The organism is 'Nostoc azollae' 0708 (assembly GCF_000196515.1).
Lineage (GTDB): Bacteria > Cyanobacteriota > Cyanobacteriia > Cyanobacteriales > Nostocaceae > Trichormus_B > Trichormus_B azollae.
Map to the genome: position 1 here is coordinate 1,040,612 of NC_014248.1, position 17,240 is coordinate 1,057,851.

Genomic DNA, 17,240 nt, shown 5'->3' on the forward strand with positions numbered 1-17,240 from the left:
TCATATTTTTATCTCATATTTTTTATATATAGCACTGCATAGGGTAGTTAGAACATCAATTCATGATAAACCTCTGTCTAAAAGATGATTTCACTCCTGAATCCTGCTATAACAGTTTATTTACTTTAATTAGCAATATAATCCTACACAACTGTAGTTTGTATAGTTCCATATTCTTGATACCGTTATTCTCCTTCCTTGGCACGATAAGCACGAAAAAATAAAACAGATATTGACACTAGACTTTCGATAGATTGACTCTACTTTACTAGTAAATCTATCAAGCGTTAGTACTTTATGTATCTTTAAAAAGATCACCATCAGCATTTTCACTAAGCAGAAAAACTCATCTTTCAGGAATTATGACAGTCTACTCACAAGGTTTATAGTCATGCTCAATACTTGCATATCATCACTAAAACCCACTAGTAAATACGAATATGGACTACTTATTACTACCCATTTTTAGCTGTTTTATTGGCATTATCGTTGGTTTCACAGGAATATGTGACGCATCTCTTATTACTCCCATATTAATTTTTTTCTTTCAAGTAAGTAGGTAGACACAAATAAACATAACTATGTAACAAAATGTAAATTACTTGAAACCCCTGGGATTGCTTGATTCCGCTTTGCTGCATTCGCCATGACATAGTTATCAATTTTTGCGCCCACCTACTTACCACCTTCTATTGCTATGAGTTCTGATGTTGTAGCTGCCACATTAATGAAAGCACAAGCATAATTAGCTCTGCGGTTTAATCTTTCTTCAACAGCAAGATATAAAAACTACCTCGTTCATACATAATAAATAACCCCAAACCAATTAATATAAACCGGACTACAGCCTTACCATAAGGAGTTAAAAGAAAATGAATAGCAGCGTGAGGACTTAATAAATAAGTAATACCACAGAAAACCCCTAACATACCTAACAATACAGCTAAAATTTTTCCTAAACTGGCAAAATCTTGTCCAGCAAATCAGGGAATATAAATACTAATACTCTATCCTCTATTAGCAACTGTCATAGCTGCAACTCTATAAGTATTTGGATGCACAATACTCAATAAAACAGCAAATATGGAATTGGGATGTAATAACTCTGCACAATCAGTATTCACAGCTTGAATTTCTGTACTTTCCTCTTTACTACCTAGTATTTTTTATACTTGTAAATCCCAATAAGAGTCCTAATAATCCGATAAATTCTCGCCTGACAACAATATTGGGAGCACCCACTATTGGAAGATACACAAGTTTTAGGAGAATTTAAGGATAAACAAGTGTGGATTAGCAACCATGAACCAGGAAGGAAAGAACGGCTAAAAGCCTGCTTAGAAGAATTGGCAACATTATTATATGAAGAAGAAGCAGACAAAAGTCAGATAAAAGACTTGGAAGGCATAGCGGGACTTAAATAAAAGTTAACAGTAAAAAGGAGTATAGTGCGGTTTCGGTGTAGCTTTCACGTTAAAAGAAGCTGATGAAAGAAACCACTGCCCCAGCAATGGCACCATGGTTTGAAAGATAGTGTCATTTGATGATCTATTTACTCATCAAGCAGAAAAAAGAGAGTTTAGACATTATTTAGGGGGATGATTATTTAGGGGGATGATTGGGTGAAGGTGAGAGAAAAAACCTATTTGAAATAGCAGAGAATGCCCTAGGGGTGACGTACCACCGATTACACTACGTTTTAACTGAAGCACCTTGGTCCAGTTCCCAAGTTAATGACTGTCAGTTAGAGATTATGAACAAATATAGTCAGAGGAGAATCACCAGAGGATTTAGCTTAATAATTGATGATTCTCTCCATAGAAAAAGGGGGAATTTTAGGGATGGAGTAGGAAGACAATATAATATTGCAGAAATTGGGAAAAGGGATAATGGAATAGTAGTAGTAACAACACATCTATATAATGGCAGTCAAGGCTTACCATTAGATATAGAGTTATATCACCACGGTGATTCTTTACCCAAAGGGAAACAAGACCCTCTATTTGAGAATAAACCTGAGTTAGGAATTAAATCAATAGATCTGACCTTGAGCCGTGGTTATCAACCAGGAATAGTAATTATAGATGCTGGATATGGCCACAATAGGTCTTCCTTATTAAGAATAGAAAATCGGCATTGAAAGTATTGAGGAGGATTAGCCAAAAATCCCAAAATCCTTGCTAGTGAGTGACCAAGAGGATAGTCCACAAATAATTAGGTTAGATGAATTAGCACAAGGTTTACCCCAAGAGGCTTTTACAGACATTCAACTGTAGTTAGATAAACCCAAAACATTATGGGTAGTAACTAAAGAAGTAGAAATATCAGCCTTAACTGGAAGGGGCAATATTGCTATCGTCATCAACGGTTCTACTTTCTCCCAAGCCACTGATATTGACTACTTTATGACCAATGTTTCTTCACCAACTTTCACACCCCAATGGATAGTTGATACATATTCTCAAAGAAATTGGGTAGAAGTTGTTTACAGGAAAGCCAAGGGATGGTTAGGACTCAACGAATATCAAGTTCGATATAACAGCAGTTGACTGCGCCATTTTATTTTGGTTTTCTGTGCCTACACTTTTATTCTTTGCCATCAGTGGACTGGAGGATTAAGACCAAGCTAGGCTAAGAAACCTTTGAATACTTTTACTGCAGCTTTAGAAGCGTTGAGAACAGCCATATCTTTTCTATTTATTGATTGGTTCAACTAGAAGCCGGTCGTGTTTCCTTCTTATCGAGCCAGTTTGGGCTACATCTGGGCTTGATTTTTGTTTACGTCCCGATAGAAAAAACAGTAAGGAGTCAAATATTAGAAGTGGTAAGTCCAGAAATAGCCCTTTTTTTATCGAAGAAACAAGCGGAAGGAAAGTAGGTAAAACCAGGAAAGTCAAAACCTTGGTAGGAGAACTAAAACTAAAAGCTAAACAGTTGCAGAGACTGGGTTTGAAGCCAAGAAGTCGATTAAGTCCATTACTTCAAAAGTGCTGCTTGAGGCTATCAGCTAAGGAATCATATCAAAAAGCAGAAGTTGAAATTGAGGCATTAAACAGGAGTAAAAGTTGGCCATAGGAGGTAACAAAAACTAGTTTTGGAACAAGATTGGGAGCTACCACAAGGAAAACAAGCTGTCTGTGAAGTGAGGGTGGATGGTGGAAAAGTACGACTAGGGGGCAAACCACAACCAGGCTGCTACTGGCGATACTATAAAACCTTTCGTCTACAAGGAATTTATGATGGTGCATTTTTTGATAACAACTAATCAATCATGAGTTAATTATGTTAATAGCCAGTCTTTGGTTAACCCCCCTGTGTGTTTGGGGGATGGTCATGATGGAGTTTGGAATTTAGTTAAAGAGTTTGGAACTGAAAAATTCAAACCTTTATAAGTCTTGGATTGGTATCACCTCAAAGAGAATCTTTATCAAATTGGTGGTTCTTTAAAGCGTCTACAAGCTGTTGAGAGTTTATTGTGGCAAGGTCAGATAGAGCCGATTCAAGCTTTACTTAATAATTGTCGAAAAACTTCGACAATTATTAAGTACACCTACTACTAAGCTGAACAACTGTGTTCTATTGGTTCTGGATCTGTCGACTATGCTATTCAACAGATTGGAGCAAGGATTAAAATTTCTGGACCACAGTGGAATGTTGAAAGTGTCTACCAAATCCTTTCCCTTCCTTGTACTTATCTCAATAGTTTGCTTCCTATTTGAGTCTTTTTGCCAAAACTTGATCTTCCCCAACTAAGCCACCAAAGAAACCTGGTGAGCTAAGGAGAATAATGGCAAACCAAGGTATTAACCTATAAAAATATGCCTACGGCAAAAATTACTATCTATCTGTGAAAAAAATAGTAGTAGAATACTAATATAGTCAATATTAGTGGCTGCAAAGGAAATGATACCTTGAGTAAAAGCTGTAATCAGACTATTCATGGTAAAGGTGTATAATATACCAATTATCAACATATCAATAACTTGTCGTCTTAGAGATGGTTTATAGATTAAATTTTAGGGTGCATTATAGCAACGTCGAAAGCACCATATTTCTATATTTACTGTGGCTAATCCTCACTTTCTTAAACTTCCAAATCATTGCATAGCTATAACCCACTTTACTTAAGTGCCACTCATTAATATAGATAATTTTGTAATTTTACTGATTTTTTTGCCCAAATAGATGATAACTTACAACCTCAGCAAGTTGTTTTAGGTCGATATTCAGGTTTTACTATTCTTCTCATTCTCAGTTTATCAGGTTTATTTATTAGCTTGATTCTGCCTCCAACTTGGATTACTTTATTAGGTTTAATTACTGTTGCTATTGGTATCAGTAATTTGGTGAGTAGGGAAACAGATTCATTGTCTGAACTCCCATCGGAAATAATACCATTTACAACCCATATTCCCCACTTAAATAAGTAGCATGAGCAAACTACATTTACAGGGAATTCAGAACTATAGTTCTTAAAAATCCAGTAGCCATGATAATATAAATTATCCACGTCAAAGTTCCAGATTTCTTATTGTGTAAAAAAAGCTAGTTAGACAACAACGTTAAATTTGAACTTTTCAATCACTTATGAAAATACAAGACTATGCAATAGTGAATTAGAGATTTGAAAACTAAGAAAATAAATAATACTTTTGACAAGCTGTAGGTAGGAATTGCAAAATTTGACAACGTTCCTCTGTCAAGTTTAGAATCCTATGGACTCTTTGTGTAATCAGAAAATTAATCCCTTGAAAACATACGCCAGTTGCTGCCTCTTTCAGAGGAGCTTCCCTAACTGGACGTAAACAAAAATCAAGCCCAGATGTAGCCCAAACTGGCTTGATAAGAAGGAAACACGTCTGGCTTCTAGTTGAACCAATCAATAAATAGAAAAGATATGGCTGTTCTCAACGCTTCTAAAGCTGCAGTAAAAGTATTCAAAGGTTTCTTAGCCTAGCTTGGTCTTAATCCTCCAGTCCACTGATGGCAAAGAATAAAAGTGTAGGCACAGAAAACCAAAATAAAATGGCGCAGTCAACTGCTATTATCTCCAACTTGATATTCTTTGAGTCCTAACCATCCCTTGGCTTTCCTGTAAACAACTTCTACCCAATTTCTTTGAGAATATGTATCAACTATCCATTGGGGTGTGAAAGTTGGTGAAGAAACATTGGTCATAAAGTAGTCAATATCAGTGGCTTGGGAGAAAGTAGAACCGTTGATGACGATAGCAATATTGCCCCTTCCAGTTAAGGCTGATATTTCTACTTCTTTAGTTACTACCCATAATGTTTTGGGTTTATCTAACTACAGTTGAATGTCTGTAAAAGCCTCTTGGGGTAAACCTTGTGCTAATTCATCTAACCTAATTATTTGTGGACTATCCTCTTGGTCACTCACTAGCAAGGATTTTGGGATTTTTGGCTAATCCTCCTCAATACTTTCAATGCCGATTTTCTATTCTTAATAAGGAAGACCTATTGTGGCCATATCCAGCATCTATAATTACTATTCCTGGTTGATAACCACGGCTCAAGGTCAGATCTATTGATTTAATTCCTAACTCAGGTTTATTCTCAAATAGAGGGTCTTGTTTCCCTTTGGGTAAAGAATCACCGTGGTGATATAACTCTATATCTAATGGTAAGCCTTGACTGCCATTATATAGATGTGTTGTTACTACTACTATTCCATTATCCCTTTTCCCAATTTCTGCAATATTATATTGTCTTCCTACTCCATCCCTAAAATTCCCCCTTTTTCTATGGAGAGAATCATCAATTATTAAGCTAAATCCTCTGGTGATTCTCCTCTGACTATATTTGTTCATAATCTCTAACTGACAGTCATTAACTTGGGAACTGGACCAAGGTGCTTCAGTTAAAACGTAGTGTAATCGGTGGTACGTCACCCCTAGGGCATTCTCTGCTATTTCAAATAGGTTTTTTCTCTCACCTTCACCCAATCATCCCCCTAAATAATCATCCCCCTAAATAATGTCTAAACTCTCTTTTTTCTGCTTGATGAGTAAATAGATCATCAAATGACACTATCTTTCAAACCATGGTGCCATTGCTGGGGCAGTGGTTTCTTTCATCAGCTTCTTTTAACGTGAAAGCTACACCGAAACCGCACTATACTCCTTTTTACTGTTAACTTTTATTTAAGTCCCGCTAACAAGTCGGGGAACCAGCCCAACGCACTGGCTCTGAAATATCTAATAATTCTTGTCTTAAATTATTTAGGCAATTATTATACTCTCCATGCAAATGCAATGAGGTTGAACCTAAATGGTAATATTTGGTTGCTACTCCATATTTTATTACTACTTATAAGGCAACTATTAGGAATTATTTAGTTAATACATATTTGTATAGCTTATCCATTACTCTGCCTATTTTATCATCATTTAAGTCTTCGCCTTCAATTCCCACTCCTAATAAATATTCTATGGCTTTTTCCTCAACTTTTTGAGAAAATAAATATAATGGTCTCCATAGAAAACCTATTCCATAATGATTGCTTTAACTATTTCTCCTGTATTCACTTCCTCTCTACTATCTATTCGGAATATCTTATTGATTTTTTCTAAAATTCCTATCTCATCTATTATTCCCAAGTGATCCAATTTCTTACTCTCAAACTCTTATTTCTGCTAATTTATACTTTTGGATATTTTTATTTAATTCAGGATAATTTACATTTATTTTCTCATCTTTTATCCTGAGCTTATTGTCAAGAATTACGAGTTGCAAGTTGTTAATATATCTATTTTTAGACTATTTAAATTATGTTTTAAATTCGTAAATTCCGGTGATTTATTTAACAGGTTTGTTCACTATAGAATGAAGTTTTAAATATGGTCTACATCATCGAAAAATAATGTTTTTAATTCATAAATTAACACTAATGTACTGATAAATGTTGCTAATAGCAGTGATAATATTAGCGTTTATATATCTTTATTCTCTAGCACTAAATTAGATAATTCTTTAGCAAGAATCGCTGTATTTTTTCTTCTCTTATCAGTTTGGTATCATGCAGCATATATATTATAAATTAACCCACCAGGAGAAAATAGCCAATCTTTTAACCAAGCATTGCGCCTTTTGTCCTGATGGGTTTAGGGACTGTAATTGTCTTGAAAAGTCAGGCTTTAAGTCCGATCAAACTCCTTGCTAGTTGTATTTGTTTCTTGGTTTTAGTGAAGCAAAGTTGATCAATGACTTAACTTATGTTAACCATTCACTTTCTTCTGGGTCTTTAAACAGCGTAGTGCTGAGGTAAAGTTCACCAAAGCCAGGCTGCACCATAACTATCAATTTATCGGCGTTTTCTGGACGCTTGGCAATTTGCAACGCCGCATCTATCTATATAAAGCGACTCCAGCAGAAATTCCTGATAGCAAACCTTCTTTTTTTGCTAAACGCCGACTGTAGGAAATTGCTTGTTCATCTGTAACTTGAATGACTTCATCCACGAGTTCTGAACGGTAAATAGCGGGAATAAATCCGGCTCCGATAACTTGAATTTTGTGTGGACCTGGTTTACCCCCTGCTAATAGTGGACTATTGACTGGTTCAACTGCCACTGCTTGAAAACTTGGTTTGCGTTGTTTAATCATTTTGGAAACGCCTGTAATTATTCCCCCAGTCCCTACTCCAGCGACGAGAATATCAACTTCTCCATCTGTATCGTTCCAAATTTCTTCAGGGGTGGTCCGAGCATGAATTTGGGGCTTAGCAGGATTGCTAAACTATTGCAACATATAAGCATTCGGGATTCTGGCAACAATTTCTGTAGCTTTGTCGATAGCACCCCGCATTCCTTCTACCCCTTGTGTTAACTCCAATTGCGCCCCATAACCCCTCAACATTAGTCTTCTTTCCTGACTCATAGTATCTGGCATTGTTAAAATCAAACGCTAGCCTTTAGCAGCTGCAACCATAGCTAAGGCAATTCCAGTATTCCCAGAAGTCGGCTCAACTAAAATAGTTTTACCAGGAATAATCAAGCCTTTTACTTCTGCTATTTCTACCATGCTTACGCCAATTCTATTCTTGACAGAAGCAGCAGGATTCATACTTTCTAATTTGACGACAACAATTCGTGTCAATGCTTCCCAAGTTTGGGGAATTTTGTTTAACTGCACTAACGGAGTATTGCCAACTAACTCGGTGATATTGTTTGCTATTCGCATCATCATACCTCTTGATGACTAAATGTAATACATGGGACTATTCTGAGCACGAGCTTCTCTTTCCTGGCACAAATCTTGGAGTGTATAGTCGGGCAGCACTTCCATAGAAGCCGCATTAGCTCGTTCCCAAATTTCCAGAACCAAAGTCTTTTTTTTCTATGGTTGGAGTCTCAGAATTTTCTTTTTCTTTGCCTTCCCCTTCTACCAATGTGACTATTTCTAGCAAGGTAATCTGCCCAGGTTCACGCACTAAAAGGAAACCATCTTTTGAGCCACGCTGAGTCTGTGCACCACACCCGCACGTCTCAAGTTAGTGAGAATCTGTTCTAGATAGCATTGTGCTATAGGTTGCTTGGCAGCAATCTCGTTCATAGTCACAGGAACTTTTTTATCGTCGTGAGTGGCTAGTTCTAACACTGCCAATAGTGCATATCCACTTTGGCAGAAAGATCCAGAAGAACGTAGCTTTGGCTATTCAAGTCCGTATTTAGAATACTACTGTACATTGATAGCTTTAAGGGTGCTTTTACGAAAATAGTTTGGTTTTCAGTCTTAAACATGATATTATACCACTTTTTATTTTAATAAAAAGATATGACTCTATCGATTTACCGTACTTTATACACATAACTCTCAAAATAGCTTCATCTTTCGTAGGAATTAGAGCAGAAGTCATATAGGAAAAGGGGAGCAAGGGAGAAATAAATTCTTCTTATTCTTCTGAACTCCTTGTTTCTGGAAAGAGATTTGGATAGCTTTTTAGAGCCAAAACATTATATACTACAGTTAGTACATCGGAAAAATATAACACTAATACTGATGTCAGTATACAGAGGTCTGACTCAATCATCTATTAACACTAATCGCCAAAATTTCCCTAGGCGATCGCTCTTACCGATAAAAAAAGATGCTCTATGGCAAATAGAAAACGGCTTTGTGTTGACTTACACTTATTTAGAAGACGGTACCACAGTAGCTTTAGGATTATGGGGTCCAGGTGATGTAGTGGGGGAACCCTTATCGAAAATGAAACCATATCAAATGGAATGTTTAACCACAGTAGAAGCAACAATTTTAGCCGTGGATGATTGGCATCAACTCACAGGTACTTTACTTCACCACATCCACCAAGCGGAAGAATTAATGCTGATTCGGAGCCATAAAAAAGTAGAAGCTATGCTGATTCAACTATTAGGATGGTTATCGAAAAAGTTTGGATCCCAAGTAGAACAAGGAAGATTAATAGATATGCGTCTGACACATGAAGATTTAGCAGCACTAATCAGTTCTACCCGTGTTACCATAACTCGTCTGCTGGGACAATTAGAACAAGAAGGATTGATTGATCGACTGTCTTTAAATCGGATTGTAGTTCGACAAGAATATATTTGGTATTACGAAATTTGAGGTAAGAATTCAGGAGTCAGGAGTCAGGAGTTATAATGTTTGAGTAATTGCTTAATTACCAAATAGGTATTTTCGGCCTTAGCCTGAGGGGAAAAGGCAAAAGGTGAAAGTAAAACCTTTTGCAGCAAGGCTTTGTGATTAAATTTGTAATTAAAATTTATAGTCCCAAATCCACAGCAATACGATGAGCGCAAGCAAACCCAGAAAAAGCCACTGTATTTAAACCCTGAACCGGAAATGTACTATCCCCCACACAATAGAGATTAGGAATAGCTCTACGATTAAAAGTCCCAATAATCCCCGCAACTTACCGTTGGTTATGGGTCAATAGCTGCCATCTATGCGACCTAAAAAGCGATCATGAGTAAGCGGTGTTCCCACTTCCAGATAATCTAAGCTAGCATCTAAAGCAGGAAAAATTTTTTCCAATCTTTGAATTATTTTTGCTGCTGTTTGTTCTTTACTTTTGTTCATATTTAGTCGTTGTAAGCTCCTGCCAATCAGCAATCTAAGCAGGTGTAAAAGTATGTATAATGTGCTATCCTCCCTCGAGCAGCTGAATCTCCATCAAGCAGGGTAGGAATAGAAACCAAAATTGTCCCTTCCGCTAACTCCATATTTTGCCAATCTTCGAGCAAAATGTGATGATATTCTGTATTAGCCTGTAAAATAGAGGCTTATACGCCGATATGCAAACTTAAAAGATTGCACGATTTTTTATATCTTTATTGCTATATTTTGTCATTTGATGGCAGCATTTTTGCTGATGGTAGTAATTTTTCAAAAGTATCCCATGTCGTCGCATTAGATACAATGTGTTTACCATCATAAACTTTACCACTCGCTAATTGTACACCAATAGCTTGCCCTTATTCAGTGAGAATTCTTTTTACTCGAGCTTGGTATTGAATTTGACTACCAGCTTTTTCTAAACCCTCTGCTAATGTTTGAGCAATTTTTCCTACTCCATGTTCAGGAAAATTAACTCCACCATAATGTCGATCAGAAAGAACCATCCCTGCATTAATTATGGGTGTCATGTTGGCTGGAACTACAGCCCAGCAATAACACTTAATATCAATAAACCTTAATAATAATGGATCTTTAATATAGCGCCGCGCCACATCTCCCACATTTTGGGGTAAATATTTAGCTAAACCAAGACAAGCTAGAGGATTTTAGAAAAATACCTGCAGTACATACCGTGGTTCTTCTAGTGATAGAAATTCTATATTATTCAGGAATTGAAAACTTTTTGACATTCTTCATAAAAGCAGCGAATCCCTTTGGCTTAATGGGGAAAATAATTAATCAGATTTTGCAAGAACTTTTCATAATCTTGTTCAACCTTCAAATCTAAACTTTTAGGCAGATGATAGTGAATATGTACGGCATTAGCAATTTTTCCTAGGGTGACATTAACTGCTTCTAAGGCACAGGTGAGTAAGTTGGTTGTACCTTTTTTCCCACATCCAAAAATCATTGATACACCAACATCAAATGTATATCCTTGACTTTGACAATATCCAGCACTACTACTGGGAATTAGATAACGTTCCAGAATTAAAACTTTAGCTCCTTTTGCTGCTAACTGGGTAGCTGTTACTAAACCACCAATGTAAGAACCGATACGAATAACATCAAATAATTCGTAATTCATCACAACTGGAAATAAGCAACAGGGATTATGGTTAAAAGTAACTTAGTATATGTCTTTGTTTATTTGGTTTTACTAACCAATTTATAGGTCTGATGCACCCTACTAATATGCCAGTTGCGTAAGTCCTGTAATAGAGAAGAAAAAATGTAGTTCCAGATGCGCAAAGCCGAAAATACAACATCCAGATTTGAAACCCCTAATTTTAATTAGGGCGTTCCCCACATCCTACACCCCTTTCATGACTGACTACTTACAAAAAAGAGGGATAAGCCTGCTACCGCTGGCCAATCCCGTCTGCCGATCCTTTAAAGAGAGGAGAACACTGTATAGCAGTATAGCCTTGGTTGAGAATATATGTCAACTGTTAATGAAAATATTTAGCAATAAAAATTGCCATCACTAGAAATGAAATTGGCAGCAGCATTACTTGCTAGCCCAATTTAAAATCTCAAATCCAAAATTGGTATCAGCCATAATCCGAAAAGAGTATGATGGTTGTTCAGTTCCTATATAATTAAAAGCTGCCCATTTCTGGCTATGACTCAACAATTGCTTGTTTATGTTCCACCCCATCCCCTAATCAAGCACTGGCTGGCAGTAGCTCGTGATGTGGGTACACCTTCAGTATTATTTCGTTCTGCCATTACTGAGTTGGGACGATGGTTAACTTATGAAGCGGCAAGAGATTGGTTGCCGACGCAAGAAACCGCCGTTGAGAGTCCCTTAACAGCCTGTCCAGCGACTTTGATTGATCCACAAGTACCTATGGCAGTTGTGCCGATTCTTCGGGCTGGGTTAGGGTTATTAGAGGGAGCGCAGACGGTGCTGCCCTTGGCAAAAATTTATCATTTGGGTTTGGTAAGAAATGAGGAAACTTTAGAACCCTCTTGTTATTTAAATAAACTGCCAGACAAATTTGATCCAGAAACAAGGGTGTTAATTACCGATCCAATGTTGGCTACAGGAGGGTCTATAATGGCAGCAATGGCAGAATTGACACAAAGAGGTGTTGATCCAGCGTTGATTAGAATTGTGTGTGTGATAGCTGCTCCACCAGCTTTGCAAAAATTGAGTGGAGCTTATCCTGGTCTAACAGTCTACAGCGCCACTATTGATGGAACAGTCAACAAGCAGGGGTTTATTGTGCCGGGATTAGGAGATGCTGGCGATCGCATCTTTGGGACTTAAGCTAGGTTTCAGAAACAACAGGAATATAGCTTAAATACAAAAGAAAGTGTGCAGATTTCTGGAAGGCGGTAAAGATATGAGTCAGCGAGATGGTTTTGCTAGTGGTTTTTTACTTGGAACAATTGTTGGTGGTGTAGTTGGTGGGGTTTTGGGTGCTGTACTGGCATCTCGTCGAGATGGGATGGGAGATCAAGAGATAGAAGTCAATAATGGCTCCCTTGAAGCCAATAAAGTAACAGCGAGAAGAAGGCAAATGAGAGCCGTAGCTAATGAGGGATTAGAAATGGAAACGGCACGACAATCACTAGAAGATAAAATTGCCCAACTCAATGCCACAATTGATGATGTCCGCAACCAGTTAGGGAATGTCAATGGCACTTCATCCCAGTCAGTTGAACGTTCACTCTTCCAAGACTCCTAAATAGCAGCAGTTTCATGACGAAAAACCTATTTTGGTAGATGTAGCTACCATTTGCAGGCGCGATGACATTACCTCTATTAAAATCAATAGAATAAGACTGCCTTTAACTTTTAGCAGAAAACTAACCCATCCATGAATTTACTGATTACGACACTAGCAACCTTTGTCCAAATTTATAGCTACTTGCTAATTATTCGGGTGTTACTGACCTGGTTTCCCCAAATCAACTGGTATAACCAACCATTTGCAGCTTTGAGCCAGATTAGTGACCCCTATCTCAATCTATTTCGTTCAATTATCCCCCCATTGGGTGGTATGGATTTCTCTCCAATCTTAGCCTTCCTAGCACTCAATTTAGCTGGAAGTTTTCTGGCAGGCCTGAGTCGTCTACCATTAGGACAGGGATTTTAACCACTAATCCAATATTTGACTTTATTTGACCTTATTTGACTTTGTAGAGACGTTACAATCAAAAGCGTCTCTACAAAACCCTGAATGAACTTATCTTCGCACTTGACCGCTAAACCCAGACGCTTTAAAATGCTTCAGTTTCAATGGAGTAGGCTGGTTTAAAGGAACAGAAATTCTTAACTCAAAATTGCTAAGACCAGGTGGTACTTCAGGAATAGAACCTAAACGAGTACGGTTTCGTAATATGGGATCATTGTTGGCATCATAGATGCGTCCAAAGATATCTGCGTCATAGACTGTTTTATAAGTACCATTTTCTGCTTTACCAATGACGATAAAGCAATTAGCAGCTGCTGAACCACTACTAATAACAGCACCTTTAGCTAATTCTGGTGGGCAATCTTTATACGAGAGATCAAATAGTTTAATTTTTGTCAAAGCTTGAGCAGGGGGAGTGAAAACCCAGGAGAGAAAAACAATCAGTCCAGAAATAAAGATCAGTGTGAGTGAGCGTAATCGCATAAAGCGCACAATAACTTTACTATAAATTATACGCAATTTTTAACATTAGAGAACGTAAAATTTACGCTTAAAGAATTAGAGAGTTGAATTTTACTTTGTAATAATTGTAAGAATAGATCCTCACTTGCTATTAGCCTATGAATCCAAATGAGATTGAAGCCGCTTTGCAAACAGCGTTTAGTCTTTGTAATGCAGCAATCTGTCCTCTCACTGATATGCAGAGACGAATATTAGTGCCAGTAGTTGAGCAAATTCAGAACAACTCAACTTGGGTATCAAATACTGCCATTCCCTTAGATGAACTGACTCCAGAGGAGTTAGAGGCGTTTTTAGAGTTCGTCAAAGCAGAGGAAGAACAAAACTGCACTTGGAAAGTACAGTTAGTAAATAGACACGTCCGGAAATTTACAAAGCAGTCTCTGTCTGGCTTTCCATTTGCATTATTCTGCTTGAGATACTAGGAGAGTAGCGGAGAAGGTTTACAGACTCCACACAAAATGAGGATAATGCCACTTGTAGGTGTTACAGCTTAATAAATGGGGGTGTACCTAACCCCTTACACCGTAACCCCCTACAGCCCTAATTCCTGAGTTTAACCTAGTAGCAATTACATATTCCAATGACCGAACCATTAATTGAACTCAAAGGAATTTCTAAAGCCTTTGGTAAAAATAAGGTTTTAGATGATGTTGATTTGCAAATTTACAAAGGGCAAGCGATAGGGATTATTGGCCCTTCAGGAACTGGTAAATCAACGATTTTAAGAATCATAGCTGGTTTATTACAACCCGATGCCGGAGAAATTTATATCCAAGGGAAAAAGCGAGATGGATTAATTGAGGATGGTGCTGATATAGTAGGTATTGGGATGGTATTTCAGCAAGCGGCCTTATTTGATTCGTTAACAGTAGAAGAAAATGTTGGTTTCTCATTGTATCAGAACTCAAAATTAGAGCGATCGCGCATTCGCCAACTTGTCAACGAAAAATTAGATATGGTGGGTTTACCAGGAATTGGTCATCTATACCCCTCAGAACTTTCGGGAGGGATGCGAAAACGGGTCAGTTTTGCTCGTGCGATTATGTCCAATCCAGATCATCCCGCAGACAGTCCAGAAGTTTTATTGTACGATGAACCCACAGCCGGACTTGATCCTATCGCCTCAACGGTAATTGAAGATTTAATCCGCAGCTTACAATCTATACAAGATGTATGTAGCACATACTGCATTGTTACCCACCAAGAAAGTACTATTCGACGCACAGCCGACAGGTTGATATTTCTTTATGAAGGCAAGGTGCAATGGCAAGGTAAAGTAAGTGAAATAGATCATACAGATCATCCGTTGATCAGACAATTTATGAGTGGAAGTATAAATGGTCCCATTCAACTAGTTGGTTGATACTATTTTAGACTTTAGATTTTGGATTTTAGATTGTGAGATAATTACTGTTCTAGAAGGTTTTTATGCTTACATCTACCGTATTCATTTTTCTAATTCGTATCACAAATCAGGACTAGTTTTATGGAGGGCGAGAAAATGCGAAGTCTAATTAGCGGCTTCACGTCTACACGAACTTTTAGAGAAGGCTCAGTGGGATTATTACTTTTACTGGGTTTAGGAGCATTTGGAATAATTCTCCTATGGTTAAATAGAATCCCCCTTGGACGCAGTTCTTATAAAGCTGTGGTGGAATTTGCTAACGCTGGGGGAATGCAAAAAGGCTCACCAGTTCGTTATCGTGGCGTAAAAGTTGGTAGTATTTCCAATATTAAAACCGCAGTCAATGCTGTTGCTGTAGAAATTGAAATCAACGATCCTAACTTGATAATTCCCGCAGATTCTAAAATTCAAGCCAGTCAAACTGGATTAATTAGCGAAAGTATTATTGATATTACCCCAATAACCAACCTAGCGACGGGAACTAATATTGCTAAACCCTTAGACAAAGATTGTAATCCCAGTCTGATTATTTGTAATGAAATCAGTACATTAAAAGGTCAAATTGGTATCAGCGTTGATGAACTGATTCGTCAATCATCTGATTTTACGGCTCAATATAATAACAAGGAATTTTATCAAAACGTTAATCGCTTGTTAGTAACCTCTGCATCAGCAGCTTCTAGTGTTGCTAACCTCAGTCGAGAACTCCAGAGTGTGAGCAAAAGCTTTAAAGGGCAAATCGGCACATTTTCTAATACTGCTGTCACCATCCAGAAAGCTACAAATGAACTCACTACAACTACATCTAAAACCGCAAATCAATTAGGTGAAACAGCCAGCGAGTTTAGTAAAACTGCACAACAAGCAGGTAGTTTGTTGAATAACTTAGATGAATTATTGACAACAAACCGTTCGTCCCTAGTTAGGACTTTAAATAATATTACTCAAACTAGTAACCAACTGCGTCAGACAGTTAGTGGTTTATCACCTGCGGTTAATCGTTTAAATGAAGGGGGATTATTGAATAATTTAGAACTTTTGTCTGCGAACGCTGCGGAAGCTTCAACTAATTTAAAAGACGCATCCAAGACCTTAAATAATCCTAAAAATATTGTCTTACTTCAACAAACCCTAGATGCTGCCAGGGTGACATTTGAAAATACCCAAAAAATTACATCTGATTTAGATGAATTAACAGGCGATCCTCAATTTCGCCAAAATCTCCTGCAGTTGGTGAATGGTTTGAGTAAATTAGTATCTTCTACACAGGATATGCAGGAACAAGCAAAGGTAGCTGTCACCTTAGACTCTCTCAAAGCATCTATGAACCAGGCAGAACTCTTAACTTCTATCCCCGTCAAAAAAGTTGAAGTAGAAAAACCAGAATTTATCACCCCCACCCCAATTGAAAAAGCTGATGTAATTCAGTTAGATTTAGAAATATCTACACCACCGGAAACTCCTCTTGGGGAAGCAGGGGAGCAGGGAGCAGGGAGCAGGGGGAGATAAAAACTCACTAATAATTAATGACCAATGCCTAATGCCTAATGACTAATAACTAATTCCAATCTTCCTCGTCTTTTTTGCCGCGACTTGTGTAAATGCCGCCAATATCATGCAGTTGGCGGGTTTTGGTGAAGAGTTCAGCTTCGGTTAAACCCCAGCGTTGCAAAACTTTATTTAGGTCCTTCTGGATGTCCCGTGCGCCTGGGAAGCCTTGATAGCGAATTCTCAATCTAGCCAATTCTGCTAAATTGTAGTCTGTAGCCTCTTGAGCGAGTAAAATATTAATAAAGGGGCGATCTCGATTGTAAAGAGGATGTTGTTGGTCTTTACTTGCTGAAGATTCTGTCATAATTGTTACAACGGATAGGATTTCAGATTCATCAAGCTTAGAGGCTTAACCGTCTATCTAGTACAGGAAAGCGGTAATCAAAATACCGGAAGCCAAAATAGGCTAAAAGTTTAGGTCATCAGCGTTTTGAAG

General features: G+C 37.7%; 10 protein-coding genes and 9 pseudogenes. 11 read left to right on the forward strand and 8 right to left on the reverse strand.

Annotation, left to right across the window (positions count from 1 at the left end; genetic code table 11):
• Positions 1-758: 758 nt before the first annotated feature.
• Positions 759-938 (reverse strand): hypothetical protein, encoded by a 180-nt coding sequence (locus AAZO_RS33290; RefSeq protein WP_144031238.1) that lies wholly within the window; start codon positions 936-938, stop codon positions 759-761.
• Between the two features lie 364 nt (positions 939-1,302).
• Here AAZO_RS33290 and AAZO_RS43350 point away from each other — a divergent pair.
• The 4 genes and pseudogenes from AAZO_RS43350 to AAZO_RS43355 all read left to right on the forward strand — a co-directional run.
• Positions 1,303-1,409, forward strand: a pseudogene (locus AAZO_RS43350) (ISKra4 family transposase); the annotation flags it as partial.
• A 77-nt stretch (positions 1,410-1,486) separates the two neighbouring features.
• A pseudogene (locus tag AAZO_RS04795) lies at positions 1,487-2,717 on the forward strand (IS701 family transposase).
• Positions 2,718-2,788: 71 nt separating this feature from the next.
• A pseudogene (locus AAZO_RS04800) lies at positions 2,789-3,719 on the forward strand (ISKra4 family transposase); the annotation flags it as partial.
• Between the two features lie 462 nt (positions 3,720-4,181).
• A complete protein-coding gene (locus AAZO_RS43355) occupies positions 4,182-4,430 on the forward strand; it encodes a hypothetical protein (protein ID WP_144031380.1) in 249 nt (82 codons plus the stop codon).
• Between the two features lie 436 nt (positions 4,431-4,866).
• Here AAZO_RS43355 and AAZO_RS04810 read toward each other — a convergent pair.
• The 4 pseudogenes from AAZO_RS04810 to AAZO_RS04825 all read right to left on the reverse strand — a co-directional run bounded on the left by AAZO_RS04810 (position 4,867) and on the right by AAZO_RS04825 (position 8,706).
• Positions 4,867-6,097 (reverse strand): annotated as a pseudogene (locus tag AAZO_RS04810) (IS701 family transposase).
• 127 nt (positions 6,098-6,224) lie between these two features.
• Positions 6,225-6,628: pseudogene (locus tag AAZO_RS36910) on the reverse strand (DUF4277 domain-containing protein); the annotation flags it as partial.
• A 604-nt stretch (positions 6,629-7,232) separates the two neighbouring features.
• Positions 7,233-8,200 (reverse strand): annotated as a pseudogene (cysK, locus tag AAZO_RS04820) (cysteine synthase A).
• Positions 8,201-8,218: 18 nt separating this feature from the next.
• Positions 8,219-8,706: pseudogene (locus tag AAZO_RS04825) on the reverse strand (RrF2 family transcriptional regulator).
• A gap of 313 nt (positions 8,707-9,019) precedes the next feature.
• On the opposite strand from AAZO_RS04825, the gene AAZO_RS04830 reads away from it, so the two are divergent.
• Positions 9,020-9,607: a Crp/Fnr family transcriptional regulator gene (locus AAZO_RS04830; protein WP_013190381.1), complete on the forward strand. Its 588-nt coding sequence runs from the start codon at positions 9,020-9,022 to the stop codon at positions 9,605-9,607.
• Between the two features lie 157 nt (positions 9,608-9,764).
• On the opposite strand, the pseudogene crtH reads toward AAZO_RS04830, so the two are convergent.
• Positions 9,765-11,267, reverse strand: a pseudogene (gene crtH, locus AAZO_RS04835) (carotenoid isomerase).
• Positions 11,268-11,804: 537 nt separating this feature from the next.
• Here crtH and upp point away from each other — a divergent pair.
• From upp to AAZO_RS04850, 3 genes are all read left to right on the forward strand, one after another.
• A complete protein-coding gene (gene upp / locus AAZO_RS04840; RefSeq protein WP_013190382.1) occupies positions 11,805-12,455 on the forward strand; it encodes a uracil phosphoribosyltransferase in 651 nt (216 codons plus the stop codon).
• A 76-nt stretch (positions 12,456-12,531) separates the two neighbouring features.
• Positions 12,532-12,876, forward strand: a complete 345-nt coding sequence (locus tag AAZO_RS04845) for a ssl2009 family thylakoid membrane protein (protein ID WP_013190383.1) — start codon at positions 12,532-12,534, stop codon at positions 12,874-12,876.
• Between the two features lie 132 nt (positions 12,877-13,008).
• The gene (locus AAZO_RS04850) at positions 13,009-13,287 is read left to right on the forward strand and encodes a YggT family protein (RefSeq protein WP_013190384.1); all 279 of its coding nucleotides are present in this window, start codon (positions 13,009-13,011) and stop codon (positions 13,285-13,287) included.
• A 90-nt stretch (positions 13,288-13,377) separates the two neighbouring features.
• Here the strand turns inward: AAZO_RS04850 and AAZO_RS04855 are convergent, their stop codons facing one another.
• Positions 13,378-13,809 carry a hypothetical protein gene (locus AAZO_RS04855; protein ID WP_013190385.1) on the reverse strand — a complete coding sequence of 144 codons (432 nt, stop codon included), beginning with the start codon at positions 13,807-13,809 and terminating at the stop codon, positions 13,378-13,380.
• A 137-nt stretch (positions 13,810-13,946) separates the two neighbouring features.
• On the opposite strand from AAZO_RS04855, the pseudogene AAZO_RS04860 reads away from it, so the two are divergent.
• The 3 genes and pseudogenes from AAZO_RS04860 to AAZO_RS04870 form a co-directional block, all read left to right on the forward strand.
• Positions 13,947-14,198: pseudogene (locus AAZO_RS04860) on the forward strand (hypothetical protein); the annotation flags it as partial.
• 230 nt (positions 14,199-14,428) lie between these two features.
• Entirely contained in the window at positions 14,429-15,211 is a 783-nt protein-coding gene (locus AAZO_RS04865; RefSeq protein WP_013190387.1) for an ABC transporter ATP-binding protein, read from the forward strand.
• A 138-nt stretch (positions 15,212-15,349) separates the two neighbouring features.
• Positions 15,350-16,762, forward strand: a complete 1,413-nt coding sequence (locus tag AAZO_RS04870) for an MlaD family protein (RefSeq protein ID WP_013190388.1) — start codon at positions 15,350-15,352, stop codon at positions 16,760-16,762.
• Between the two features lie 49 nt (positions 16,763-16,811).
• On the opposite strand, the gene AAZO_RS04875 is transcribed toward AAZO_RS04870, so the two are convergent.
• Complete coding sequence (locus tag AAZO_RS04875) at positions 16,812-17,108, reverse strand: DUF3288 family protein (protein WP_013190389.1); 297 nt, start codon at positions 17,106-17,108, stop codon at positions 16,812-16,814.
• Positions 17,109-17,240: the final 132 nt, after the last annotated feature.